The following is a 22,419-nucleotide window of genomic DNA, read 5'->3' on the forward strand; positions in this document are numbered from 1 at the left end:
ATTCGGGGTGCTGAAACGCCAATCGGGCCCGGTGCTGAACGCACCGGGCCCGATCGGAAATCCTGGGGTCAGGACTGGCTGGCGATGGCGAACCGCACCGAGCCGTCCTGGTTCATCTCCGCGTCGAGCACGCGGTCATCGAGCGCGGTGTTCGCGCCGTTGTCGAGGAAGACGCGTGCGCCGTGGTCCTCGACCACCTGGTCGCCGTTCTCGGGAGCCGAGGCGACGGCGAGCTCGAAACCGGTCTCCTGGGAGCCGGTGTCTCGGATGCGCACGCCGCCCTGGTCGGCGTCGGGCAGCTGGGCGATGATCGTCTTGACGGCCGTGGCGGCGTTCTCGGTGAGCGTGAGCATGGGTGCTCTCCTCTCGTTCGGGACGTTCGGACCGGCCACGATTCCGAGAATCCGGCGTCGCCGCAAGCGGATGGCCCCATTTGGAGGGGATTCCCAAACTCGTCGCGTCGGGTCAGCGCGCGGCTTCGTACGCTTCGAGCACCGTCGCAGGAACGCGGCCACGGTCGGAGACCTGGTAGCCGTTCTCCTTCGCCCACGCGCGCACGGCGCCGTAGTCCTGGCCCGCTTTGCGGCGTCGCGGGGCGCTCGACGAGGTGCCTCTCCCGCCCGAGACGCGGCGTGCGGCGTCGACGTAGGGGGCGACGATCTCCCGGAGCGCGGCGGCGTTGGCGTCGGTGAGGTCGATCTCGTAGGCGGTGCCGTCGAGGGAGAACAGAACCGTCTCCCCTTCACCGACCTCGAGGACGCTTCCATCCAGGTCGTCGACGAGCTGGTGCACGATTCTGCGGGCCATGGGCCCACCCTACTGAGCGGGCCGCGACTTGACCATGAACGCCTCGCCATGCGGCGCGCCGTCGCGATCAGGGCAGGATGCCGGCGCGGCGGGCGCGAGCCACGGCCGCGTGCCGCGTGCCGGCGTCGAGCTTGCCCATCGCCGACTGCAGGTACGACTTCACCGTCGCCTCCTTCAGGGCGAGCGTCGCGGCGATCTCCGCGTTCGTCGCTCCCAGCGCCGCACACGCCAGCACGTCGATCTCGCGCGGTGACAGGCGGGCGCTCGGGCCGTCGTCGACGGCGTCATCCCGGGCGAGAGCGGCCCACCGCTGTTCGAGGCGGGACAGGCGATCGCGCATGGCCGGGTCGGTGATCGCGGCGGCGATGCTGCGCAGCTCGGCGTAGCTCGCGCGCACCTCTTCGCGTGGGGCAGGCGGCAGTGCGGCGGCGTCGCGCGCATCGGCGGGCGGCATCGTGGCCACCCGTCGATCGAGATCGTCACGTAGGCGCAGCTGCGCCGCGAGGTGGTCGGCGGCGGCGATCGTCGGCTGGGCGATCGCCCCGCCGGTCGGGGTGGAGCGGCGAGATCCGCAGTAGAGCATGCCGCGGGGTCGCCCGGAGACGACCACCGGCACGGCGACGAGGGTGACGATGCGGGCGCCGAGGATGGCCGCGTCGTAGTCGTGGGTGATCGTGCGCGAGGTGCGGTAGTCCAGCGCGAGCCGCGGGCGGCTCTCCACCATCGCGCGACCACCGAGACCGCGGTGCTCTCGCACCACCAGTCCCTCGATCGACTGCGCGTGCTCGCCGAAGATCGCGCTGACGTGCACGGCACCGTCGTGGGCGAGGCCGCCGAAGGCGACCGTGTGAGGCGAGTTCCGGGCGAGGGTCACCACCGCCTGCTCGACGAGGGCCTGATCGCTGCTGCGCGTGCGGATTGCGGACATGGGCACCTACCGGTCGGACGGCCTCGGCGCCGTCGCGACGACGATACACCGGTGCCGGGAGCGGGCGGGTGGGCGGCCTACACGCTCCCCGCCCGCTCCAGGTCGAGAAGCCGGCGCTTGAGCTCCGGCCGGCCCCCGTACTCGCCGAGCGAGCCGTCGGCGCGCACGACGCGGTGCACGGGGACGACGATCGAGAGGGGGGTCGTGGCGCAGGCGGTTCCGACCGCACGTGCCGCCCGCGGGTGGCCGGCGAGGATCGCCACCTCGCCGTATCCGGCGGTCTCGCCGTAGGGGATCTCGCACACCGCCTGCAACGCCGCCCTCGTGAAGCCGCGCACCTGCTCCCAGTCGAGGGGCAGGTCGAAGGCCCGTCGTTCGCCGGAGACGTACTCCGACAGCTGCGCCGCCGCACGAAGAGCCAGCGGATCGCGATCGTCGGGCGTCAGCATGCCGGGATGACGTCGGGAGACCGCGGTGAGATCGGTCTCCAGGTCGCGGGCCGGGTGGAGCCAGACGACGTGCTCGTCATCGACGACGATGAGCACCTCGCCGACCGGGGTCGGGTGCACGTGGAAGCGGAGTGTCATGGCGTCATCCTGTCGCGAGCGCCGCGACGTCGTCGATCCTGCGCGGGGGGCTGGGGAGCGTCGCTTGGTGCGACACGGCTGGGGAGGAGCGGTCCACCCCGAGCGGTGCCGCGCCTTCCAATACCGCGAAACTCTGTCGGGATGCAAGAGGAGCGCGCGTCCCGCGCATAGTGTGACTGTCGTGTGGCGAGCAGAAGGCAGCGTCGCGGTCGGTGAGCAGGTGGCCGGACCGGCGGCGACCGTGACCCCCGGCGACCTCGATCTCTCGGAGCCGGGCGTGCGGGTGACCCATGTCGCCGAGTCCGAGCGCGATCGGCTGCGCCGTCAATCCGCGCGTCTGGGCGGGCGCTCGACGCTGCTGCACTTCGACGAGAGCGTCGACGCGGGCATCGAGATCACGAAGGCGCACCCGGGAAGTCTGCCGCAGTTCATCACCGGGCGCTCGACGCTTCTGTCGAACCTCTTCCGCGACGAGGTCGCGCTGCGCACGGCACGCATGGCGGCCGAGCAGATCACGGCCAAGAACGTGGAGCTGCGCACGGCGCGCGGGATCGAGGCCGTGCACCTCGCCGTCGGTCTCGCGGTCTGGCGCCTCGGCGGGCTGGAGTGCTCGGCGCCGGTGCTGCTGCGGCCGCTGGCGATCCGTCGCCACCACAGCGACTTCGAGCTGAAGCTGCACGGTTCGTTCTCGGTCAACCCCGAGCTCGTGCGCGCCCTGCGCACGCACTTCGGCATCGACCTCGACGGCGACGCGCTCGCCGCCCTGGCCTACGACCAGGGGGTGTTCAAGCCCCAGCCCGTCATCGACCACCTGCGCGCGCTCACCTCCGGCTTCGATCACTTCCGGGTGCACCCCCGGCTTGTGGTCTCGAGCTTCGCCGACGTCGGCGAGACCATGACGCGCGACTGCCGCGACCTCGACCATCCCGTACTGAATGCGCTCGCCGGGCATCTCGCCGACCGCGAGGCCTTCACGGCTCGCCGCGACGTGCCGCAGATGCCGCACCCCGACGAGCGACCGCCCGCCGCCGACACCCTCCTCCTCGACGCGGACGCCGAGCAGGAGGCGGTCCTCGCGCGCATCCTCGCCGGACAGTCGCTCGCGGTGCACACCCTGCCCGGCACGGGGGGCACGCAGACCGTGATCAACACCGTCGGCGCGCTCGTGCGCGACGGCAAGCGCGTGCTGGTGGTGAGCGCGCGACGGTCGACCCTCGACGGCATCCGGCACCGCCTCGCCGGCATCGGGCTGCCCGGCCTCGCCGTCTCGCCGCGATCGCTGCGCCGCGACCTGATCCGGGCGATCGGCCGCAACGAGAAGGCACAGGCGCCGAAGGTCGCCGACATCGACGACGCGCTCGTGCGCCTGCGCGGCGTGCTGCGCGACTACCGCACCGCCGTGACGAAGACCGACGACGCCCTGAAGGTGTCGGTGCTCGACATCCTGCGCGCGCTGTCTCGCCTGTCCGCGCGGGATGTGCCGCCGTCGACCTCGGCGCGCCTCGGGGTGCGCACCCTGCTGCGTCTGGCGGCCTCGCGCGATGTGGCAGCCACGAAGCTGGCCGCCGCCGCGCGACTCGGTGAGTTCCGCTTCGGGCCGGACGACTCGCCGTGGTACGGCGTCTCGTTCGCGACGACGGAGGATGCGCGCGCCGCCCACGCCCTCGCGGGGCGCCTGCACCGCACCGACGTGCCGGCCCTCCTGGAGCGCGGATACGAGCTGATCGCCCAGACCCGCATGCACCCCTTCCGCACGGTCGCCGACCTCGGGGAGTACCTCTCCGTGCTGCAGGGCATCCGCGACACGCTCGACCGGTTCAGCCCCACGGTGTTCGAGCGACCCCTCGTCGAGCTCATCCAGGCGCACGCGCCGCGCCGGGACGCACCCACGATGAGTGGGGCGAATCGCCGTCGGCTGCGGCGCCTGTCGAAGGAGTACATCCGTCCGGGCGTGCACGTGCCCGACATGTACGAGGCGCTGCTGCGCATCCAGCACCAGCGCACCCAGTGGCAGCGCTTCGTCGACGCCGGGATCACGCCGGAGGTGCCGCTCGGCCTCGCCGACGTCGTCACCGCGTGGCAGCGGGCCGACGCGGAGCTCGCCGACCTCGACGGTGTGCTGGGCCGCACCGGCTCGCACGCGCTGTCGACGCTTCCCGTCGCGACCCTCGTGCGCACCCTGGCGTCGCTCGCCGCCGAGTCGTCGTACTTCGACAACCTCGTCGAACGCGCCACCCTCCGCACCGAACTCGGCGAGATGGGCCTCGAGCCGCTGCTGTCGGAGCTGTCGGTGCGCCACGTTCCCGAAGAGAACGTCGAGGCGGAGCTGGAATTCGCGTGGTGGCAGTCGGCGCTCGAGCACGTGCTGCGCTCGGATCGCGCTCTTCTGGGCGCGAACACCGCGGTGGTGGACCGACTGGAACGAGACTTCCGGCTCGTCGACGAGGCCCACGCGGCCGCTGCCGGTCCGCTCCTCGCCGCACAGCTGGCGACCCAGTGGCGGATCGGCCTGGTCGACCACGCCGACGAGGCCGACGCCCTCAAGCGCGCCCTGAAGGACGGCGTCAGCGCCACCCACGTGCTGCAGGCCGCCCCCACCCTCATGCGCACCCTCGCTCCGGTCTGGCTCGCCTCGCCCTACGACGTGCCGCGTATTCCCGGCGACGAGGACTTCGACGTGGTCGTCGTCGCGGATGCCGCCTCGCTCGCCCTCGCCGAGGCCACCCCGGCCCTCCGCCGGGCGCGCCAGGTCGTCGTGTTCGGAGACCCCGTCACGCAGAAGCCCACGCCCTTCCGCGTCGCGGCCGGCGAGCTGTCGGAGGACGACCGCCTCGAAGCCGAGGACGCGGAGCCGTTCGACAGCGTCAGCGTGTTCGAGCGCCTCGCCGAACTCGTGCCCATCGCGACCCTCACCCGCAGCTACCGCGCCGGGGGAGAGGACCTCGCCGAACTCGTCAACGACGCGTTCTACGGCGGCGAGCTCTCCTCGCTGCCGTGGGCGGGGTCGTATCTCGGACGCGGGAGCCTCAGCGTCGACTACGTCGAGGGCGGCACGGGCGTGCCCGATCCCGTGACCGGTGCCGTGGAGAGTCCGGATGCCGAGGTCGCTCGCGTGGTCACGCTCGTGGTGGAGCACGCGGTCAACCGCGGCCAGGAGTCCCTCATGGTCGTCACGGCCAGCACCCGGCACGCGGCGCGCATCCGGGCCGCCGTGGAAGCGGCCTTCGCCGGCCGCTCCGACGTGGCCGACTTCGTCTCGCGCGACACGGCGGAGCCGTTCGCGGTGCTGAGCCTGGAGGAGTCCGTCGCCGAGAGCCGGGATCGTGTGGTCTTCTCGCTCGGTTTCGGCCTCACCCGCCACGGTCGCGTGCTGAGCGACTTCGGCGACCTCTCCACGCCCGACGGCGATCGCCTGCTGACCGTCGGCATGACCCGTGCGCGACGGTCGATGGTCATCGTGTCGTCCATCCGTCCGTCGTCCTTCGATGACGGTCGACTCGAGCACGGCGCGGCGACGCTCATGAGCATCCTCGGCGGACTGGCCGCACGGCAGCGCGACGCCCGCCTGGAGGATCTCGCCGACCCGCTCACGCGCTCCCTGGCCCGCGAGCTGCGGCGGCTCGGTGTGGCCGTCGACGTCGACTACCGGGGCCTGCTGCCCCTCGTCGCCCAGCACGACGGCAAGGCGGTCGTGGTCGAGAGCGACCCCGAGACGGTCGCGGACTCGCTGCGCGAGGCCCTCCGGCTGCGGCCGCAGATCCTGCGGCGCCTCGGCTGGCACTACGTGCGCGTGCACTCGTTCGACCTCTACAGCGACCCCGCCTCGGTCGCGGAGCGCATCGCCGGCCTGCTCGGTGTGTCGTCCGAAGCGCCGCGCGCCGACGCGGACACACAGCCGATCGATGTCATCGAGTGACCGGCAGCGTGTGGAGAAGGTCCGCGGCGCCCGACGGGCGAAGCTGACCGCCGCACCCGGCACCACCGACGAGCCCGGCGAGCCCGACGCCGACCGTGACGCCGAGGCCGCCGCGCCGGCATCCGGACCGAACGACGAGCGGATGCGCCGCGAGGTGCCGCCCCACTACTGAGGCGGAGCGGATCTAGACCTTCGGGGTGGCGTTCTGCTTCTCGAGCAGATCGCGGATCTGCACCAGGATCTCCTGCTCCGTGGGCAGCTGCGGCTCCTCGGGCGCCTTGTCGACGCCCGCCTTCGCCGCCGCCCGCGCCTTCATGAGGTTCATCGGGTGCACGAAGACGAAGTAGACCACGAGCGCCACGGCCAGGAACGAGATGACGGCGTTGATCAGGGTGTCCACGGGGAAGGTCACCGGTCCCCAGAGGCCCTGTACGGTGATTCCGATGGTGCCGTCTTCGGAGGGCTGCCACACCAGCTGGATCAGCGGATTGATGATGCTCGCGACGATCGCGTTGACGACCGCGGTGAAGGCGGCGCCGATGACCACGGCGACGGCCAGGTCGATGACGTTCCCTCGGAGGATGAACTCCTTGAAACCCTTGATCACGGTGTCTCCTTCCGGCCTCGGCGGCCGCTCACGCGCCCGACGGTGCGGGGGCGGATGTGCTTTCGGACTTCGATGATGACGAAGACGAGCCCGCGTCGCCACCCTGAGATTCTTTCGCGGTCGACGACGAGCCCGAGCGCGAGTCGGTGCGGTAGAAGCCCGAGCCGTTGAAGGTGACGCCGATCGACCCGTACTCCTTGCGCAGCACGCCCCCGCATTCGGGGCACTCGGTCAGGGTGGGGTCGGCGAAGGACTGCACGGCGTCGAAGCGGTGTCCGCAGTGCTTGCAGGCATAGGCGTAGGTGGGCATGGGCGACTCTCGGTATCGGCTCAGCGCGCCGCAGGCGCGAACTCGTGGATGCGGGTGGGGGTGACCGCGCCGGTGACCGGCTGGTCGTGAAGCTCGGAGGGGACCTCGTCGAGGATTTCGCTGTCGTAGACGACGGCATAGACCGGCGGGCAGCCCTCCATCGATCCGATCGTCTTGTCGAAGTAGCCGCGACCCCATCCCAGGCGCATGCCGGTGCGGTCGACCGCGGCGGCCGGCACGATCATGAGGTCGACATCGTTCACCGCGATGGGGCCGAGGAGCTCGCCGACGGGCTCCGGCAGCCCGAACAGGCCCTCGGCGATGTCGCCGTCTTCGGTGGCGACCGTCCAGTCCAGCAGGCCGTCGGTGCGGGTGATCGGCAGAAGAACGCGGATGCCGCGGGCGACCGCGCCCTCCACGAAGGCGCGCGTCGACGGCTCGAACGGGGTGGAGAGGAAGCACGAGATGGCCGAGACCTCGTGACGGGCGAGCAGGTCGTCCAGGTGCGCACTCAGCTGCTCGCCGGCCGCCTCCACGGCGGCGGCCGACATCACGCGGCGTCGTTCGCGCAGTTCGGCACGGAGGGCGCGCTTTGCGTCGTCGATCGCGTCGGACATGGATCGATTGTATGTCGCCGACACGGGGCCGACACATGATGCCGGTAGGATCGCGCCATGCCGTCACAGCCCTTCAAGGCCGTCATTCCCGCTGCCGGACTCGGAACACGATTCCTGCCCGCGACGAAGGCGATGCCCAAAGAGATGCTCCCCGTCGTCGACAAGCCCGCCATCCAGTACGTGGTCGAAGAGGCCACTGCGGCCGGCATCGACGATGTGCTCATCATCATCGGTCGCAACAAGAACAACCTCTCCAACCACTTCGACTCGGTGCCCGAGCTCGAGGTCAAGCTCAAGGAGAAGGGCGACGAGGACAAGCTCGCGCGCGTTCAGCACTCCAGCGACCTCGCCGACATCCACTTCGTGCGTCAGGGCGAGCCCAAGGGGCTCGGCCACGCCGTGCTGCGCTCGCGCGCGCACGTCGGCGACTCGCCGTTCGCGGTGCTGCTCGGCGACGACCTGATCGACGAGCGCGACGTGCTGCTGACCAAGATGATGGAAGAGCACGAGCGCACCGGCGCCGCGATCATCGCCCTCATGGAGGTCGACCCCGAGCACATCCACATGTACGGCGTCGCTACGGTCGAGGAGACCGACCAGGACGACGTCGTCAAGGTCAAGGGCCTGGTCGAGAAGCCCAAGCGCGAAGACGCCCCGTCGAACCTCGCGATCATCGGTCGCTACGTGCTCTCTCCCGCGGTCTTCGACATCCTGGAGCGCACGGAGCCCGGCAAGGGCGGCGAGATCCAGCTCACCGACGCGCTGCAGGAGATGGCCGCCGACCCCGACGGTCCGGGCGTGTACGGCGTCGTCTTCCGCGGCCGCCGCTACGACACCGGGGATAGGGTGGACTACATCAAGGCCATCGTGCAGCTCGCCGCCGACCGTGACGACCTCGGTCCCGACCTGCGCCCCTGGTTCAAGGAGTTCGCGGCGTCCCTGTGACGCCGCCGGTTCGGAGGGGGAGCGCATGGACCTCGCGTCTCCCCGCTCGTACGGATCGATCGCGATCCGCCTGATCCGGCAGCGGGATTCCCGCGCGCTGCAGCAGGAGCTGCTCACCAACCGCACCTGGCTGCGCCCGTGGGAGGCGACGAACCCGGACGGGCCCGTGTCGATCGACATGCGCTCGGCGGTTCGTCGCCTCCTGCAGCAGTACCGCGACGGGGGCGGCATCCCGTTCGTGATGGAGGAGAACGGGACGATCGCGGGGCAGCTGAACGTGTGGGGCATCGCCCGCGGCTCGCTCGCGTCCGCGACGATCGGCTACTGGGTGAGCGAGCGCTTCGCCGGGCGCGGCATCACCCCCACCGCGGTCGCCCTGGCGACCGACATCTGCTTCTCGGAACTCCGCCTGCACCGCATGGAGATCTGCATCCGGCCCGAGAACACGGCGAGCCTGCGCGTGGTCGAGAAGCTGGGCTTCCGCTACGAGGGTCTGCGTCGGCGGTACATCCACATCGACGGGGACTGGCGCGACCACTACTGCTTCGCCGTGGTCACCGAGGACGTGCCCGACGGCGTGCTGCGACGCTGGGTCGAGGGGCGCGCGCCGCAGGACGCCGCGGCGATCCCCCCGGCCGACAGGCTGCGCGCCTGACACACCCTCGCGCCGGTTCGGCCGCGACACGCGGGCGGATGCGGCATCGAGACGCAGCGGTCGCATACCGTTGACGCCATGGGCGGACAGGTACTCGGCGGGGGCGTCATCGTGCTCGTCGCGGTGCTCCTTTGGCTCGTCTATCTGCTGCCGTCGTGGAACAGCCGCCGGCAGTTCGACGCCGCTGAACGCAACGCCGTGCGTCTGAACCAGGCGCTGCGCGTGCTGGCGGAGACGAGCGAGACCCCCCGCGAGGTGCGCCTCGAGCTCAACGCGCGCACCGCGGCCGCCCAGCAGCGCCTCGCGCGTCAAGCGACCCAGGAGCGCGAACAGGCCGCGCTGGAGACGCAGCGGCTGGAGCTCGAACGGGCCCGCCTCGAGCGGGCGGCCGCTCGAGCGCATCCGGATGCCCGCCGCCGACGTGCGCGTCGGCGTGCCCGCGCGGTCTTCACCGTCACGGGCGTGGCCGGCCTCGGTGTCGCGGGCGCCGGCGCGTGGTCACTGGCCGTCGGAGGCCCGGTGACGCTGCTGTGGGTCGGGTCGACCCTCGCGGTCCTGTCGGCTGTGCTGCTGCACCGCATGTGGCGCGTCGCGGTGCGTGCGGCCGCGCGTCCGGCGGCACCCGCGGTGGCGGAGCGCGTCGCGTCGACGGTGCAGGATGTCGCCCTCGCACCGACGCCGGCACCGACCTGGACGCCCCGCCATCTTCCGCGCCCGCTGACCGCCTCGGTCGGATCGCGTGCCTCCCTCACGCTCGACGCCGAGGATGCGCGCGCATCGCTGCGCCGCGCCGCCGTGGACGAGGCGATGCGCGCCGAGGAGGAGCGCCGCCGGCCGGTCGCGCTGCCGGAGCCGGCTGCGCGCGAGAGCCGGCCGGAGTATGGGCGCATGGGCTTCGTGGACGACGCCGAGATCGAAGCCCACGTGCGCGATCTGCTCGCCAGGCGCGCCGCGGGCTGACCGTCGCGTCGGGTCGTTCCCCGTCACCGTGATAGTGTTGCTGAGGTTCACGGGCCTGTGGCGCAGTTGGTAGCGCGCTTCGTTCGCAATGAAGAGGTCAGGGGTTCGAATCCCCTCAGGTCCACATTTTCCGAGGCTCTCGGTCCGGCTGTCGCTTCCGTCGAGTCGAGCCGGCCGCGCTACGCTCTTCTCACCCGCTCGGGGCAGAAGGAGCACTCATGGCCGAGACGTCTGGCGCCGAAGCGCGTTCGCGCGACATCCGCGACATCGTCGCCGTCGTGCTGCTGTCGACCATGGCCGTGTTGACCGCCTGGTGCGGATTCCAGGCGTCCAAGTGGGGCGGCGAGATGTCGATCGCCTTCAGCCAGGCCTCCAGCGCGCGTGTGCAGGCGACGAACTTCGACGGCCAGGCGCGCGACCAGCGGCAGTTCGACCTGACGGTCTATGCCTCGTGGGTCGAGGCGCAGGCCGCCGGTCAGGAGGAGCTCGCCGCGTACATCGAAGAGCGCTTCCAGCCGGAATTCCGCGTCGCCTTCGACGCGTGGCAGGCGGAGGGTGCAGACGAGGGCGGCCCCTTCGTGCAGGAGGAGTACGTTCCTGCGGGCTCCGTCGAGGCGGCGGAGTACTCCGCCCTCGCCGACGCGAAGTTCGCCGAGGCGCTGGAGAACAATCAGCGGGGCGACAACTACTCCCTGCTGACGGTGCTCTTCGCGCTGGTGCTGTTCCTCACGGCGATGTCGCAGCGCAACATCGCCGTGTGGGCATCGCGCACCTTCCTGGGCCTGGCGATCGTCGTCGGGATCGCGGGCATCGTGATCCTCCTGACCTTCCCGATCAAGGTCTGATCGGCCCGACCCGGCGTCAGACCGGCAGTGCCGGGTCGTCGGCTCGAGCGCGCAGGCGCTCGCCGGCGATCTCCTCCGCCGCGACCAGGGGAGTGACGCCCGAAGCGGCGGCGGCGTCGAACACCCGGCGCATGGTCTCACCCACTCCGGCGACGCGGTCCATGATCTCGGCTCGCGTGCCGCGGCTCTTCGCCTCGAGATCGAGGTAGATCACGCCACCGGCGTTGGCGACGAAGTCCGGAGCGTAGAGGATGCCGCGCGCCGCGAGCCGGTCGGCTCCGGACCGCGTGGCGAGCGGGTTGTTGGCGGGGCCGCACACAGCGCGGGCCGCGAGGGCGTCGATGACTGGGTCGGTGAGCAGGCCGCCAATGCCGGCGGGTACGAAGACGTCGGCATCGATCAGATGCTCACTTCCCGGTTCGACCCACTGCGCTTCCAGCTGGAGCGCCAGGTCCCGTTTGGCGGGGTTCACGTCTGTCACCGTGAGGACGGCTCCCTCGGCGGCCAGCCGGAGGGCCAGACGGCTGCCGACCTGGCCGAGCCCGGAGACGGTGATGCGCCGCTGTGCGACCTCCGCGGATCCCGTGCTGCGCTCCAGGGTCGCGCGGATCGCCTCGTACACGCCGATGCTGGTCGGTCCGGCCGGTTCGCCGGAACCGCCGACGCTGTCGGGCAGGCCGACCACGTGCGTCGTGCGTTCGCTCACCACGAGCATGTCGTCCGTGGTGCTGCCCACGTCCTCCGCCGTGCGGTACCGCCCGCCGAACGACTCGACGACGTCGCCGAGATCGAGGAACGCGTCGCGTCGTCGGCCGGCATCGAGCGCGTCTTCCGGCGACAGCGCGATGACGGCTTTGCCGCCGCCGGCATCGAGGCCCGCAGCCGCGTTCTTCAGGGTCATCGCCGACGAGAGCCGGAGCACGTCGCCGAGGGCGTCGCTCCAGTGCGGGTAGCGCCACAGGCGTGCGCCGCCGAGGGCGGATCCCAGGGTCGACGAATGGAGGGCGACGGCGACGAACAGGCCGCTGCGCGGGCCCGTGGTCACCTCCACGCGTTCGTGGGTGAAGTCGGGCAGGGGCAGGATGTGCGTCATTGCTCTTCTCTTTCGGCCGGCCTTGTGGGCTGCGCTCAACGGCGTCGCGGCGTTGCGACCCCGTCATCCCATTCTGCCTCCTCCCTCCGTCGGCGGCGAGGGTCGGCGCTACGCTGTGGCCATGACAGACCTTCCCGCCCGCAGCCAGCTCGTCCGCGACCGCCTGCGCGAAGAGGGGATCGAGGGAGAGATCATCGTGCTCCCGGACGCCGCCTCGACGGCGCCGCTGGCCGCCGCGGCGCTCGGCGTCGAGGTGGGCGCCATCGCCAACAGCCTCGTGTTCTGGAGCGACGACGGTCCGCTCCTGGTCATGACCAGCGGCGCGCACCGCGTGGACACCGCCGCCCTGTCGGAGCGCCTGGCGATACCCGGGATCACCCGCGCCACGGCGCAGCAGGTTCGGGAAGCCACCGGGCAGGCGATCGGCGGCGTCGCGCCGTGCGGCCATCCGGAGCGTCTGCGCACCGTCGTCGACCAGGATCTCGCAGCATTCGACGAGATCTGGGCGGCGGGCGGCACCCCGCACACCGTCTTCCCGATGACCTTCGATCAGCTCGTGCGGGTGACCGGCGGCACGGTCTGCCGCGTGGACTGACCGCCCCGCCGGTCGACGTCAGCCCTCGCCGAGGCGGAAACGCAGAGTCTGCGCCCGCCGAGCAGCGCTTCCCCTTTCGCTCCGCAGTCACAATCTGCGGGTCGTCCCGCCCTGGACCCGCATGAAGTGACTGCGGAACGCTTCCTCTTCCGCTCCGCAGTCACAACCTGCGGGTCGTTCCGCCCCGGACCCGCATGGAGTGACTGCGGAGCGACGGAGGACACGACACGGGACCGGCCCACGGGGCGATCGAAGAGACCTGACGACGCTCAGGTCAGCGTGGCACCAGGTGGTCCCACGAGACGGGGTCGACCGCTGCGACGACGGCCCAGTCGTCGGTCTGCCAGGTGAACGTCGCGATCGCGCAGGTCGGCATCCGGTCGATCCGCCCCCGCGAGAGAAGCGCCGCGAGCTCGGTCATCCCGGGATCATGGGCGACGACCATCACATCGTGCGATCCCGACGCGACGGCCGCGGCGAGCAGCTCGTCGGCCGAGGCGCCGTAGAGGTCGGGATCGAGGCGCACCGTCACGCCGAACCGCTCGGCGAACGCTTCGGCCGTCGTGCGCGCGCGAACCGCCGTGCTCGACAGCAGCACGGCGGGATGCACGCCGGCATCGGCGAGACGTTCGGCCATGAGCGGGGCGTCGTGACGGCCGCGCGCATTCAGGGGACGGTCATGGTCGGACCGCACGGAGTCGGACCAGTCGGATTTCGCGTGGCGGGCGATCGTCAGACGGATCATGGGGCCTCCTCGGTCTCTCTTCCGCACCGGATCGGACGTCACGCCGTGACGTACACCCACGCCGTGCGGCCGCTCTCCACGGCCGCTTCGACGCGACGATACAGCGACACTTCGTATTCGTCTGCCGCGTCGATCTCCTCTTCGCTGAGGTACAGCACGACGCCGGTCACCTTGTCGCGGGGGCTCCCGGTCTCCCGGACGATCGGGTGCACGTCCAGGCCGGACAACCCCGCGACCCGCGCGTCGCCGATATCGGCGTAGTCGACGGTGTAGCCGGGGAGCACATCCTCATCCGACCGCGGCACGCGACCGAACGTGTCCAGCTGCACGTCGCGGTGCTGCAGGGTTCCGTAGCTGAACAGCAGCTGGTCTGCACTCACCCGGCCAGCGTAGCGACACTCATCCCAGGATCGCGTGGGCGACGGTGTAGATCGCCACGCCCGCGAGGGCTCCGATGACGGTGCCGTTCAGCCGGATGTACTGCAGGTCTCGACCGACCATCAGCTCGATCTTGCGGGTCGTGTCCTCGGCATCCCACCGCTCGACCGTGTCGGTGATGATCGACGCGATGTCGTGACGGTGACGGTCGACGACGAACACCACGGCGTCGGTGACCCAGGTATCCACGCGGCGTTGCAGGCCGGCATCGGTGCGCAGGCGCTCGCCGATCTGCGCGAGGGCCTCGGCGGCCCGGCGGCGGAGGTCGCTGCGTTCGTCTTCGAGGGCGGTGAGCAGACCGGCCTTCGCTGTCCCCCACGCGTCCGCCGCGAGCGCGCGCACCCGCGGGCTGTCGAACACGGAGGTCTTCGCGTCCTCGAGTCGGCCGATGGTCACCGGGTCGTTCTGGAGGTTGTCGGCCAGGCGCGACAGGTAGCCGTCGATCGCGTGCCGCGCCTGATGGTCGGGATCCGCACGCACCTTGTCGACGAAGGCGACCGCCTCGTTGTAGACGGTGTCATCGACCAGTCGATGGGCGATCTTCGGCACCCACGACGGCAGGCGGCGGGAGACGAGCCCCGAGAAGGCCGAGCGGTTGGCGTGGAGCCATGCCCCGATCGTGTCGACCGCCAGGTCGACGGCGGGGCGGTGCGCGTCGGCGGCGACCACGCGCTCGAGGCGTTCGCCGAGCGGCGGGCCCCAGTCGGGCTCGATGAGGTGCTCACGGGCGAGCGACTCGATGACGTCGCGCACATCGTCGTCGCTGAGCGCCCGCAGCACTCCGGCGGCAGCGGCCGCCGCCTCCGCCGCCACGCGACGGAAGTTCACCGGATCGACGAGCCACTCGCCCACGCGCGACGCGATCGGCGTCGACTCGAGCTTGTCGCGGACGACGTCGGCGCGCAGGAACTCGGTCTCGACGAATTCCCCCAGGGTGCGCCCGATCTCATCCTTGCGCCGAGGGATGATCGCGGTGTGCGGAATCGGGATTCCGAGCGGATGCCGGAACAGGGCGGTCACGGCGAACCAGTCCGCCAGTGCGCCGACCATGCCCCCCTCGGCGGCGGCCCGCACGTAGGAGAGGGCCGGGATGTCGCGCTCGAAGGCGAAGGCGATCGCGAAGACGAGCGCCATCGCCACGAGGGCTCCCGCTGCGACGGCCTTCATCCGCCGCAGGCCCCGCAGGCGCGCGCGGTCGGCGGGACTCAGGTCGGCCGCCCGGATCGATGCCACCTCAGTCCTCGACCGGACCGAGCAGCGCCGTCGCCACCGCCGCGTGCGCGGATTCGGGGTCGGACGGGTGGAACAGGCCGGCCTGCACGTCGCGGGCCAGACGCGACAGCTCGGAGCCGGAGAAGTAGGAGCTCCCGCCGGCGACGAGCATCGCATCGTCGACGATCCGCTTCGCGGAGGTCACCGCGCGATGCTTCACACCGGCCAGCAGCGAGAACCACCGGTCTCCGTGATCGACCTTCGCCTCGACATCGCGGGCGAGCCGGTCGATCTGCGGCGGGAGGGCGTCGTAGGCGAGGGCCATCTCGGCGATCCGCCATCGGATGTCGGGATCCTGCGTGTAGGCCCTGCCGGACTTCTTCGACCGGCGGGCGCCCGCGGTCTCGATCGCGACGTCGATCGCGCGGCGGGCGATGCCGGTGTAGACGGAGGCCAGCAGGATCTCGAACACGCTGAAGATGCCGAACAGCAGCGGATCCGGGCTCGGTCCAGGGGGCAGGCGGCGCACGACCCGATCGGCCGGCGCCCGCGCGCCCTCCAGGCGGGTCGTGCGGGACTGGGTCGCGCGCATCCCGAGCGTGTCCCAATCGTCGGCGACGACGACGCGGCCCGCCGACTCCTCGTCGCGGGGCACGAACGCGAAGACGATGCGCGGCGCGTCCGGCGAGGTCGTGTCGATTCCGTGCAGACCCAGCTGCGTCCAGGCCGGTGCGAGCGAGGTGAAGATCTTGGTTCCGGTGAACGCGTAGCCGCCGTCCTCGCTCGGTGCTGCGGTGGTGTCGCTTCCGAACAGCACGAGGTCGTTGCCGGCTTCGCTGATGCCGAAGGCGAACAGCTCGCCGGCCGCAGCCCCCTCCTGCACGAAGCGGAGGGTCTCCAGTCCCCGATCGGCGGCGACCTTCGCCACGCCGGTCCAGACCAGGTGCATGTTGACCGCCAGGGCGGTCGCGGGAGCCGCCTCCGCCAGACGCTGCTGGAGCCGGGCGACCTCCGCGAGCGTCCGTCCCGATCCGCCGAGCTCGGCCGGGACCAGCGCGGCCAGGTAGCCCGCGGCCCGGAGGTCGGCGAGGTCGTCGTGGGGGAACGTGTTGTCCCGGTCGTGCGTCGCGGCTCGCGAGCGGATGCGCTCGAGGAGCTCGTCGTCCAGATGATCGGCGGGGTCGAACGCGTCGGCAGCCATGTCGCCATTCTGCCCCTCGCACCGCGGCGAGGGGTCGAGGCGGCGGTGCGGTGTGGGTCATGATGATCGCATGTCTCGGCTCACGCGGATGCTGATCCCCGTCTCCCAGCGCCAGTCGATGGGCGATCTGCTGGAAGCGGTGGATCTCTCCCGCGGCGACGGCGCCGCGAAGCGGAGCGGATTCTTCATCATGCTGGTGCTCTCGGGCGTCATCGCCGTCGCCGGGGTGCTGGCCGACTCCACGGCGACCGTGATCGGGGCGATGATCATCGCGCCGCTGGGCACCCCGATCCTCGGGATCGCGGCGGGCATCGTGACCGGTCACCGCGGCCTCGTGGCCCGGTCCTTCCTGTGGGTCCTGTCGGGACTGCTGATCGTCGTGCTCATCGGAGGGGCGCTGTCCACGTTCATCGCGGACCCGGCCGAACTCGACAGCAACTCGCAGATCAGCGGACGCACCTCGCCGCAGCTGCTGGATCTGCTGGCGGCCCTGGCGACCGGGACCGCCGGAGCGTTCGCGATGACGCGGCGCGACCTCAGTGCCGTGCTGCCCGGCGTCGCGATCGCGATCTCGCTCGTGCCGCCCCTCGGGGTCGTCGGGGTGTGCGCCGGTCAAGGGGCATGGGACGAGGCGTTCGGTGCGCTGCTGCTGTTCGCCTCGAACGTCGTGTCGCTCGTGATCGCCGGCAGCATCGTGTTCACGCTCGCCGGCTACGCTCGGGAGCCCGGTGCATCGCAGACGGCGAACCGTCGCCGCTCCTACGTCGTCGTCGCGGTGCTCTCGGCCGTCATCGTGCTGCCGCTGCTGCTGAACACCGCCGTGACGCTCGCCGTCACCCACTGGACGGGCGTGATCCGCGCCGCCGCCGGCTCGTGGCTGTCCGACGATGAGAATGCCCAGGTGCAGGGGGTGACGTGGACCGCGACCTCCGCGACGATCGAGGTCACGACGGAGGACGGCCGCATCCCGCCGCTCGAGCCGCTGCAGAGTGATCTCGAGGAGGCCGTCCCCGGGTTCATCGATGTCGACGTCGTCGTCTCGCCGGCGGTGGAGCACGACGTCCTTCCGCGCTGACCGGCCCCGCGCGCATCCGTGCGCGGCACAATGGCGTCATGATCTCCACCGAGCTCGCCGTCGCGCTCCGCGACGCCGGACTGATCTGGCGGCCCGCGTCGGGTGACCGCTTCCAGCTGAACGAGCCCGAGTTCGAGGCGGATGTCTTCACGGTCAGCGAGATGACCGTCGAGCCGCGCGAGTACCCGACCGGGCGCATCCTCGCCTTCAACGGCACGACCGAGTGGGCCCTCGACTCCGTCGCTCTCGAAGACGCGCTGTGGCTTCCGCACGAGGCGCAGCTGCGGGAGATGCTGCGGGGAACCTTCCGGAGCCTGCGACGGCTGCCCGACACGCACGAGGTCGAAGTCCGCATCGCCGAGGAGGACCTGGTGTTCGAGCACCCGGAGCCGTGCGACGCCTACGCCCTGGCGGTGCTCGAACTGCTGCGCCGCGTGGCCTGAACGGACCGTCAGAGGATCGTGGAGACGGGCTCGGTGTCCGGAAGAGGCGACGCGTCGCGGCCGCGCAGATCCGGGAACCCGCGCACGAAGACGACCGCGACCACGACGCCGACCACCGCGAAGGCGGCCGCGGCGACGTAGGCGCCCTGAGGGCCGACACCGTCGATGAGGAAGCCGGCGACGGCGGAGCCGGCCGCGGCGCCGATCAGCTGACCGGTGCCGATCCATCCGTACGCCTCGGCGGTGTCGCTGAACTTCACGCTCACGGAGGTCATGGCGAACATGACGGCGAACGCCGGCGCGATTCCGGCTCCGGCCAGCAGGAGGGTGCCGCCCAGCCACCACACGTCGAGGGAGATCATCGTGAGAGCCAGCCCCGCGGCGACGATCGCGAGCCGACGGGCCATGGCCCAGCGCCCGATCGGCAGGTGCCCGAAGCCCAGCCCGCCGGCCAGGCTGCCGATGGCGAACACGGCGAGCACGAGACCCGCCTCGAGGCCGCTGTGACCGAAGGTCGCCACGACGCCGGCCTCGACGGCCGCGCACGCGCCGATGAGGAGGAAGCCGGTGACGGTCGCGAGCACCACGGGAGGCTTGGTCAGCACGATGCCGAGGCGACGACGGCTGCGGGGGATGCGCACGCGACCGAGCTCGGGTGAGGAGATGAACCACGCACCGCCGCCGACGAGGATCACCACGACCAGCAGCAGGCCCTCGACGGTGCCGACCTGGGTGGAGACGAAGGTGATGACCACCGGGGCGAAGATCCAGATGATCTCCTGCAGCGATGCATCCAGCGAGAAGAGCGGGGTCAGCTGTCGCGAGTTGACCATCTTGGGATAGATGGTGCGCACCGCCGACTGCACCGGGGGCGTCGCGAGGCCGGAGAGCAGGCCGAGGGCCATGTAGGCGGGCACGGCCATCTCGACGAGGGCGATCGTGGCGATGGATGCGGCGCACACCACGAGGGTGAGGGTGAGGACGCGTCGCATGCCCCAGCGCCCCATCCAGCGGCTGGTGACGGGGCCGGCGACGCCCTGGCCGATGGATGCCGCCGCGAGCACGAGACCGGCGGCCCCGTAGGAGTCGGTCACCTGCTCGACGTGGAGGAGGAGTGCGAGGCTCGCCATGCCGTTGGGGAACCGCGCCGTCAGCTGCGCGGCGATGATGCGCGCCACGCCCGGTGTGCGCAGCAGTTCCCGGTATCCCGCCACGGATAAACGATACGCGCTGCCGGTCGCCCTCCCGTCGTCGGAACGGCGCACGGGCTCGGGCGACACGCCGGGCGGGTTCTCCACAGCCTGTGGGATGTCGGAGGCGCCGATTAGCGTGCGAGCTGTGGATGGCGCCGAAGGCGCGCTCCGATTCGGGCGGGAATCTGCGGTTCTCGACCGCTCGACGTGCTCGTCGGGCTGTGGATGAAACGGTGGAGAACCTGTGGTGGGGGTGTTGATGACGAAGGAAAATCACACCGATGTAACTACTATCCCTTGTGGTGCTATCCAATGTCGGTACCCATATGTAGTATTGAGGTCCCGGTGGGGCGCCGCCGGCGACATCACCGGATGTGAGGGGAGAAAAGGGTAAGAATGGCGATCACGGTCTACACCAAGCCGTCCTGCGTGCAGTGCACCGCGACCTATCGGGCACTGGATTCCAAGGGCATCGAATACGAGGTTCTCGACCTGTCGGAGGACCCTTCGGCCCTCGAGCAGGTGAAGGCGCTGGGCTACCTCCAGGCGCCGGTCGTCATCACCGATGAGGACCACTGGTCGGGCTTCCGTCCCGACAAGATCGACGAGCTCGCCGGCCGTCTGGTCTGACCCGTGGCAACCGCCGTCGCAGATCGGCGCGGCGCGGTTGCCGACCGGGCCGCCGCGCCCCTGCTCGTCTACTTCTCGAGCGTGTCGGGAAACACGACGCGCTTCGTCGAGAAGCTGGGCATGCGGGCGATGCGCATCCCTCTCCATTCCTCGGAGGCCTCACCGCACATCGAGGAGCCGTACGTTCTGATCACCCCCACGTACGGGGGAGGCCAGGGCCGCGGCGAGGAGAAGGGAGCCGTCCCGAAGCAGGTCATCCGGTTCCTCAACGACGAGGGCAACCGCGGGTGGCTTCGGGGCGTCATCTCCACCGGGAACACCAACTTCGGTGAGCACTTCGGGCTCGCCGGTGACATCATCAGCCGCAAGTGCCGCGTGCCGCACTTGTATCGCATAGAGCTCTTCGGCACGCCAGAGGACATCGATCGCGTCAGCGAGGGATTGGAACGATGGTGGAAGCAGCACTGACCGAGACCGACTTCAAGAGCAACCCGCGGTTCGAGGGGCAGGATTATCACTCCCTCAACGCGATGCTGAACCTGTACGACGCCGACGGGAACATCCAGTTCGACGCGGACAAGCGTGCCGCGCGGGAGTACTTCCTGCAGCATGTCAACCAGAACACCGTGTTCTTCCACTCCCTCAAGGAGCGGCTGGACTACCTGGTCGACAAGGAGTACTACGAGGGCTCCGTGCTCGAGAAGTACCCGTTCGAGTTCATCCAGCAGCTCAACGATCTCGCCTACGCGCGCAAGTTCCGGTTCGAGACCTTCCTGGGTGCGTTCAAGTACTACACGAGCTACACGCTGAAGACCTTCGACGGCAAGCGCTACCTCGAACGCTTCGAAGACCGCGTCGTGATGACCGCCCTCGGTCTGGCCGACGGCGACCAGAAGCTGGCCACGGAGCTGGTCGAGGAGATCATCGCCGGTCGCTTCCAGCCCGCCACGCCCACCTTCCTCAACACCGGCAAGGCGCAGCGCGGTGAACTCGTCTCGTGCTTCCTGCTGCGCATCGAAGACAACATGGAGTCGATCGCCCGCGGCATCAACTCGGCTCTGCAGCTGTCCAAGCGCGGCGGCGGCGTGGCACTGCTGCTGTCGAACATCCGCGAGGCCGGCGCACCGATCAAGCAGATCGAGAACCAGTCCAGCGGCATCATCCCCGTCATGAAGCTGCTCGAAGACAGCTTCAGCTACGCCAACCAGCTCGGGGCTCGTCAGGGTGCCGGTGCGGTCTACCTCAACGCCCACCACCCCGACATCATGCGGTTCCTCGACACCAAGCGTGAGAACGCCGACGAGAAGATCCGCATCAAGACGCTGTCGCTGGGTGTGGTCGTGCCGGACATCACGTTCGAGCTCGCCAAGAACGGCGAGGACATGTACCTCTTCTCGCCCTACGACGTCGAGCGCGTCTACGGGGTGCCCTTCGGTGACATCTCGGTCACCGAGAAGTACCGCGAGATGGTCGACGATCCGCGCATCAAGAAGACGAAGATCAACGCGCGCGAGTTCTTCCAGACGATCGCCGAGATCCAGTTCGAGTCCGGCTACCCGTACATCATGTTCGAGGACACGGTGAACAAGGCCAACCCGATCAAGGGTCGGATCAACATGTCCAACCTGTGCTCGGAGATCCTTCAGGTCAACACCCCGACGACCTACAACGACGATCTGTCGTACGACCAGATCGGCAAGGACATCTCCTGCAACCTGGGGTCGATGAACATCGCCCTGGCGATGGACGGGGGTGACCTCGGCAAGACCGTCGACACCGCGATCCGCGCGCTCACGGCCGTCAGCGACCAGAGCCACATCCGCTCCGTCCGTTCGATCGAGGACGGCAACGACCGCTCGCACGCGATCGGTCTGGGGCAGATGAACCTGCACGGCTACCTCGCCCGCGAGCACGTCCACTACGGGTCCGACGAGGGCCTGGACTTCACGAACATCTACTTCTACACGGTGCTCTTCCACGCGCTGAGTGCGTCGAACGCCATCGCCAAGGAGCGGGGAACGACCTTCGACGGATTCCGTGACTCGACCTACGCGTCGGGAGAGTTCTTCGACAAGTACACCGAGCAGGAGTGGGCTCCGCAGACCGAGAAGGTCAAGGAGCTGTTCGCGGGCATGTCGATCCCCACGCAGGACGACTGGCGGGCCCTGAAGGCCAGCGTCATGGAGCACGGGATCTACAACCAGAACCTGCAGGCGGTGCCGCCGACCGGGTCGATCTCGTACATCAACAACTCCACGTCGTCCATCCACCCGATCGCGTCGAAGATCGAGATCCGCAAGGAAGGCAAGCTCGGACGCGTCTATTACCCGGCGCCGTTCATGACGAACGACAACCTGGAGTACTACCAGGACGCGTACGAGATCGGCTACGAGAAGGTCATCGACACGTACGCCGCCGCCACCCAGCACGTCGACCAGGGCCTGTCGCTGACACTGTTCTTCAAGGACACCGTCACCACCCGCGACATCAATAAGGCTCAGATCTACGCGTGGCGCAAGGGGATCAAGACGATCTACTACATCCGCCTGCGCCAGCTCGCGCTCGAGGGCACGGAGCTCGACACCTGCGTCAGCTGCACGCTCTGACAGGACGTCCG

General features: G+C 70.1%; 25 protein-coding genes and 1 tRNA gene. 13 read left to right on the plus strand and 13 right to left on the minus strand.

Going from position 1 to position 22,419, the window contains the following annotated elements; translation table 11 throughout:
• Nucleotides 1-68: 68 nt before the first annotated feature.
• The 4 genes from IM777_RS04930 to IM777_RS04945 form a co-directional block, all read right to left on the minus strand.
• A complete protein-coding gene (locus tag IM777_RS04930; RefSeq protein ID WP_194384840.1) occupies nucleotides 69-353 on the minus strand; it encodes a Fe-S cluster assembly protein HesB in 285 nt (94 codons plus the stop codon).
• 112 nt (nucleotides 354-465) lie between these two features.
• Nucleotides 466-807, minus strand: a complete 342-nt coding sequence (locus tag IM777_RS04935; RefSeq protein ID WP_194384841.1) for a histone-like nucleoid-structuring protein Lsr2 — start codon at nucleotides 805-807, stop codon at nucleotides 466-468.
• A 67-nt stretch (nucleotides 808-874) separates the two neighbouring features.
• Nucleotides 875-1,735 carry a helix-turn-helix transcriptional regulator gene (locus tag IM777_RS04940; protein WP_194384842.1) on the minus strand — a complete coding sequence of 287 codons (861 nt, stop codon included), beginning with the start codon at nucleotides 1,733-1,735 and terminating at the stop codon, nucleotides 875-877.
• A gap of 77 nt (nucleotides 1,736-1,812) precedes the next feature.
• The gene (locus IM777_RS04945) at nucleotides 1,813-2,322 is read right to left on the minus strand and encodes a methylated-DNA--[protein]-cysteine S-methyltransferase (protein WP_194384843.1); all 510 of its coding nucleotides are present in this window, start codon (nucleotides 2,320-2,322) and stop codon (nucleotides 1,813-1,815) included.
• 181 nt (nucleotides 2,323-2,503) lie between these two features.
• On the opposite strand from IM777_RS04945, the gene IM777_RS04950 reads away from it, so the two are divergent.
• Nucleotides 2,504-6,238 carry an AAA family ATPase gene (locus IM777_RS04950; protein WP_228480955.1) on the plus strand — a complete coding sequence of 1,245 codons (3,735 nt, stop codon included), beginning with the start codon at nucleotides 2,504-2,506 and terminating at the stop codon, nucleotides 6,236-6,238.
• Complete coding sequence (locus IM777_RS04955) at nucleotides 6,225-6,410, plus strand: hypothetical protein (protein ID WP_194384844.1); 186 nt, start codon at nucleotides 6,225-6,227, stop codon at nucleotides 6,408-6,410. The genes IM777_RS04950 and IM777_RS04955 overlap by 14 nt, the downstream gene beginning before the upstream one ends.
• Nucleotides 6,411-6,422: 12 nt before the next feature.
• Here the strand turns inward: IM777_RS04955 and mscL are convergent, their stop codons facing one another.
• The 3 genes from mscL to IM777_RS04970 are packed head-to-tail and all read right to left on the minus strand — an operon-like array spanning nucleotide 6,423 to nucleotide 7,772.
• A complete protein-coding gene (gene mscL, locus IM777_RS04960; RefSeq protein WP_194384845.1) occupies nucleotides 6,423-6,845 on the minus strand; it encodes a large conductance mechanosensitive channel protein MscL in 423 nt (140 codons plus the stop codon).
• A gap of 28 nt (nucleotides 6,846-6,873) precedes the next feature.
• Nucleotides 6,874-7,155, minus strand: a complete 282-nt coding sequence (locus IM777_RS04965) for an FmdB family zinc ribbon protein (protein WP_194384846.1) — start codon at nucleotides 7,153-7,155, stop codon at nucleotides 6,874-6,876.
• 20 nt (nucleotides 7,156-7,175) lie between these two features.
• Nucleotides 7,176-7,772, minus strand: coding sequence for a 5-formyltetrahydrofolate cyclo-ligase (locus tag IM777_RS04970; protein ID WP_194384847.1), 597 nt, complete (start codon nucleotides 7,770-7,772; stop codon nucleotides 7,176-7,178).
• 57 nt (nucleotides 7,773-7,829) lie between these two features.
• Between IM777_RS04970 and galU the strand changes: the two genes are divergently transcribed.
• The 5 genes from galU (at nucleotide 7,830) to IM777_RS04995 (ending at nucleotide 11,177) form a co-directional block, all read left to right on the plus strand.
• On the plus strand, nucleotides 7,830-8,717 hold the full coding sequence (galU, locus tag IM777_RS04975; RefSeq protein ID WP_194384848.1) for a UTP--glucose-1-phosphate uridylyltransferase GalU: 888 nt from the start codon (nucleotides 7,830-7,832) through the stop codon (nucleotides 8,715-8,717).
• 25 nt (nucleotides 8,718-8,742) lie between these two features.
• Complete coding sequence (locus IM777_RS04980; protein WP_194384849.1) at nucleotides 8,743-9,372, plus strand: GNAT family N-acetyltransferase; 630 nt, start codon at nucleotides 8,743-8,745, stop codon at nucleotides 9,370-9,372.
• A 78-nt stretch (nucleotides 9,373-9,450) separates the two neighbouring features.
• The gene (locus tag IM777_RS04985) at nucleotides 9,451-10,332 is read left to right on the plus strand and encodes a large exoprotein (protein WP_194384850.1); all 882 of its coding nucleotides are present in this window, start codon (nucleotides 9,451-9,453) and stop codon (nucleotides 10,330-10,332) included.
• Between the two features lie 51 nt (nucleotides 10,333-10,383).
• Nucleotides 10,384-10,456 (plus strand) — tRNA-Ala (locus IM777_RS04990).
• A 94-nt stretch (nucleotides 10,457-10,550) separates the two neighbouring features.
• Entirely contained in the window at nucleotides 10,551-11,177 is a 627-nt protein-coding gene (locus IM777_RS04995; RefSeq protein WP_194384851.1) for a hypothetical protein, read from the plus strand.
• Nucleotides 11,178-11,193: 16 nt separating this feature from the next.
• On the opposite strand, the gene IM777_RS05000 is transcribed toward IM777_RS04995, so the two are convergent.
• Entirely contained in the window at nucleotides 11,194-12,270 is a 1,077-nt protein-coding gene (locus IM777_RS05000) for a Glu/Leu/Phe/Val dehydrogenase family protein (RefSeq protein WP_194384852.1), read from the minus strand.
• 121 nt (nucleotides 12,271-12,391) lie between these two features.
• On the opposite strand from IM777_RS05000, the gene IM777_RS05005 reads away from it, so the two are divergent.
• Nucleotides 12,392-12,865: a YbaK/EbsC family protein gene (locus tag IM777_RS05005; RefSeq protein WP_194384853.1), complete on the plus strand. Its 474-nt coding sequence runs from the start codon at nucleotides 12,392-12,394 to the stop codon at nucleotides 12,863-12,865.
• Nucleotides 12,866-13,139: 274 nt separating this feature from the next.
• Here IM777_RS05005 and IM777_RS05010 read toward each other — a convergent pair whose 3' ends face one another.
• The 4 genes from IM777_RS05010 to IM777_RS05025 all read right to left on the minus strand — a co-directional run bounded on the left by IM777_RS05010 (nucleotide 13,140) and on the right by IM777_RS05025 (nucleotide 16,461).
• On the minus strand, nucleotides 13,140-13,610 hold the full coding sequence (locus IM777_RS05010; RefSeq protein WP_194384854.1) for a SixA phosphatase family protein: 471 nt from the start codon (nucleotides 13,608-13,610) through the stop codon (nucleotides 13,140-13,142).
• 38 nt (nucleotides 13,611-13,648) lie between these two features.
• On the minus strand, nucleotides 13,649-13,990 hold the full coding sequence (locus IM777_RS05015) for a gamma-glutamylcyclotransferase family protein (protein WP_194384855.1): 342 nt from the start codon (nucleotides 13,988-13,990) through the stop codon (nucleotides 13,649-13,651).
• A 19-nt stretch (nucleotides 13,991-14,009) separates the two neighbouring features.
• Nucleotides 14,010-15,215 carry a DUF445 domain-containing protein gene (locus IM777_RS05020; RefSeq protein WP_194385445.1) on the minus strand — a complete coding sequence of 402 codons (1,206 nt, stop codon included), beginning with the start codon at nucleotides 15,213-15,215 and terminating at the stop codon, nucleotides 14,010-14,012.
• A 67-nt stretch (nucleotides 15,216-15,282) separates the two neighbouring features.
• On the minus strand, nucleotides 15,283-16,461 hold the full coding sequence (locus tag IM777_RS05025; RefSeq protein ID WP_194384856.1) for an acyl-CoA dehydrogenase family protein: 1,179 nt from the start codon (nucleotides 16,459-16,461) through the stop codon (nucleotides 15,283-15,285).
• Between the two features lie 70 nt (nucleotides 16,462-16,531).
• Here IM777_RS05025 and IM777_RS05030 point away from each other — a divergent pair, with 70 nt between their 5' ends.
• Together IM777_RS05030 and IM777_RS05035 are read left to right on the plus strand one after the other, a co-directional pair.
• Nucleotides 16,532-17,536 (plus strand): TIGR00341 family protein, encoded by a 1,005-nt coding sequence (locus IM777_RS05030; protein ID WP_194384857.1) that lies wholly within the window; start codon nucleotides 16,532-16,534, stop codon nucleotides 17,534-17,536.
• Nucleotides 17,537-17,574: 38 nt separating this feature from the next.
• Nucleotides 17,575-17,979, plus strand: a complete 405-nt coding sequence (locus tag IM777_RS05035) for a pilus assembly protein CpaE (RefSeq protein WP_194384858.1) — start codon at nucleotides 17,575-17,577, stop codon at nucleotides 17,977-17,979.
• 8 nt (nucleotides 17,980-17,987) lie between these two features.
• Here IM777_RS05035 and IM777_RS05040 read toward each other — a convergent pair whose 3' ends face one another.
• Nucleotides 17,988-19,193, minus strand: a complete 1,206-nt coding sequence (locus tag IM777_RS05040) for an MFS transporter (protein WP_194384859.1) — start codon at nucleotides 19,191-19,193, stop codon at nucleotides 17,988-17,990.
• 375 nt (nucleotides 19,194-19,568) lie between these two features.
• On the opposite strand from IM777_RS05040, the gene nrdH reads away from it, so the two are divergent.
• Genes nrdH through nrdE form a run of 3 tightly spaced genes read left to right on the plus strand, consistent with a single transcriptional unit; the run spans nucleotide 19,569 to nucleotide 22,408 of the window.
• A complete protein-coding gene (gene nrdH / locus IM777_RS05045) occupies nucleotides 19,569-19,802 on the plus strand; it encodes a glutaredoxin-like protein NrdH (protein ID WP_071044530.1) in 234 nt (77 codons plus the stop codon).
• 3 nt (nucleotides 19,803-19,805) lie between these two features.
• Nucleotides 19,806-20,270 (plus strand): class Ib ribonucleoside-diphosphate reductase assembly flavoprotein NrdI, encoded by a 465-nt coding sequence (gene nrdI, locus IM777_RS05050; protein ID WP_194384860.1) that lies wholly within the window; start codon nucleotides 19,806-19,808, stop codon nucleotides 20,268-20,270.
• Nucleotides 20,252-22,408: a class 1b ribonucleoside-diphosphate reductase subunit alpha gene (gene nrdE, locus IM777_RS05055; protein WP_194384861.1), complete on the plus strand. Its 2,157-nt coding sequence runs from the start codon at nucleotides 20,252-20,254 to the stop codon at nucleotides 22,406-22,408. Before nrdI ends, nrdE begins: the two co-directional genes overlap by 19 nt.
• The last annotated feature ends 11 nt before the right edge of the window (nucleotides 22,409-22,419 follow it).

The sequence above is a fragment of the Microbacterium luteum genome, assembly GCF_015277875.1.
Lineage (GTDB): Bacteria > Actinomycetota > Actinomycetes > Actinomycetales > Microbacteriaceae > Microbacterium > Microbacterium luteum.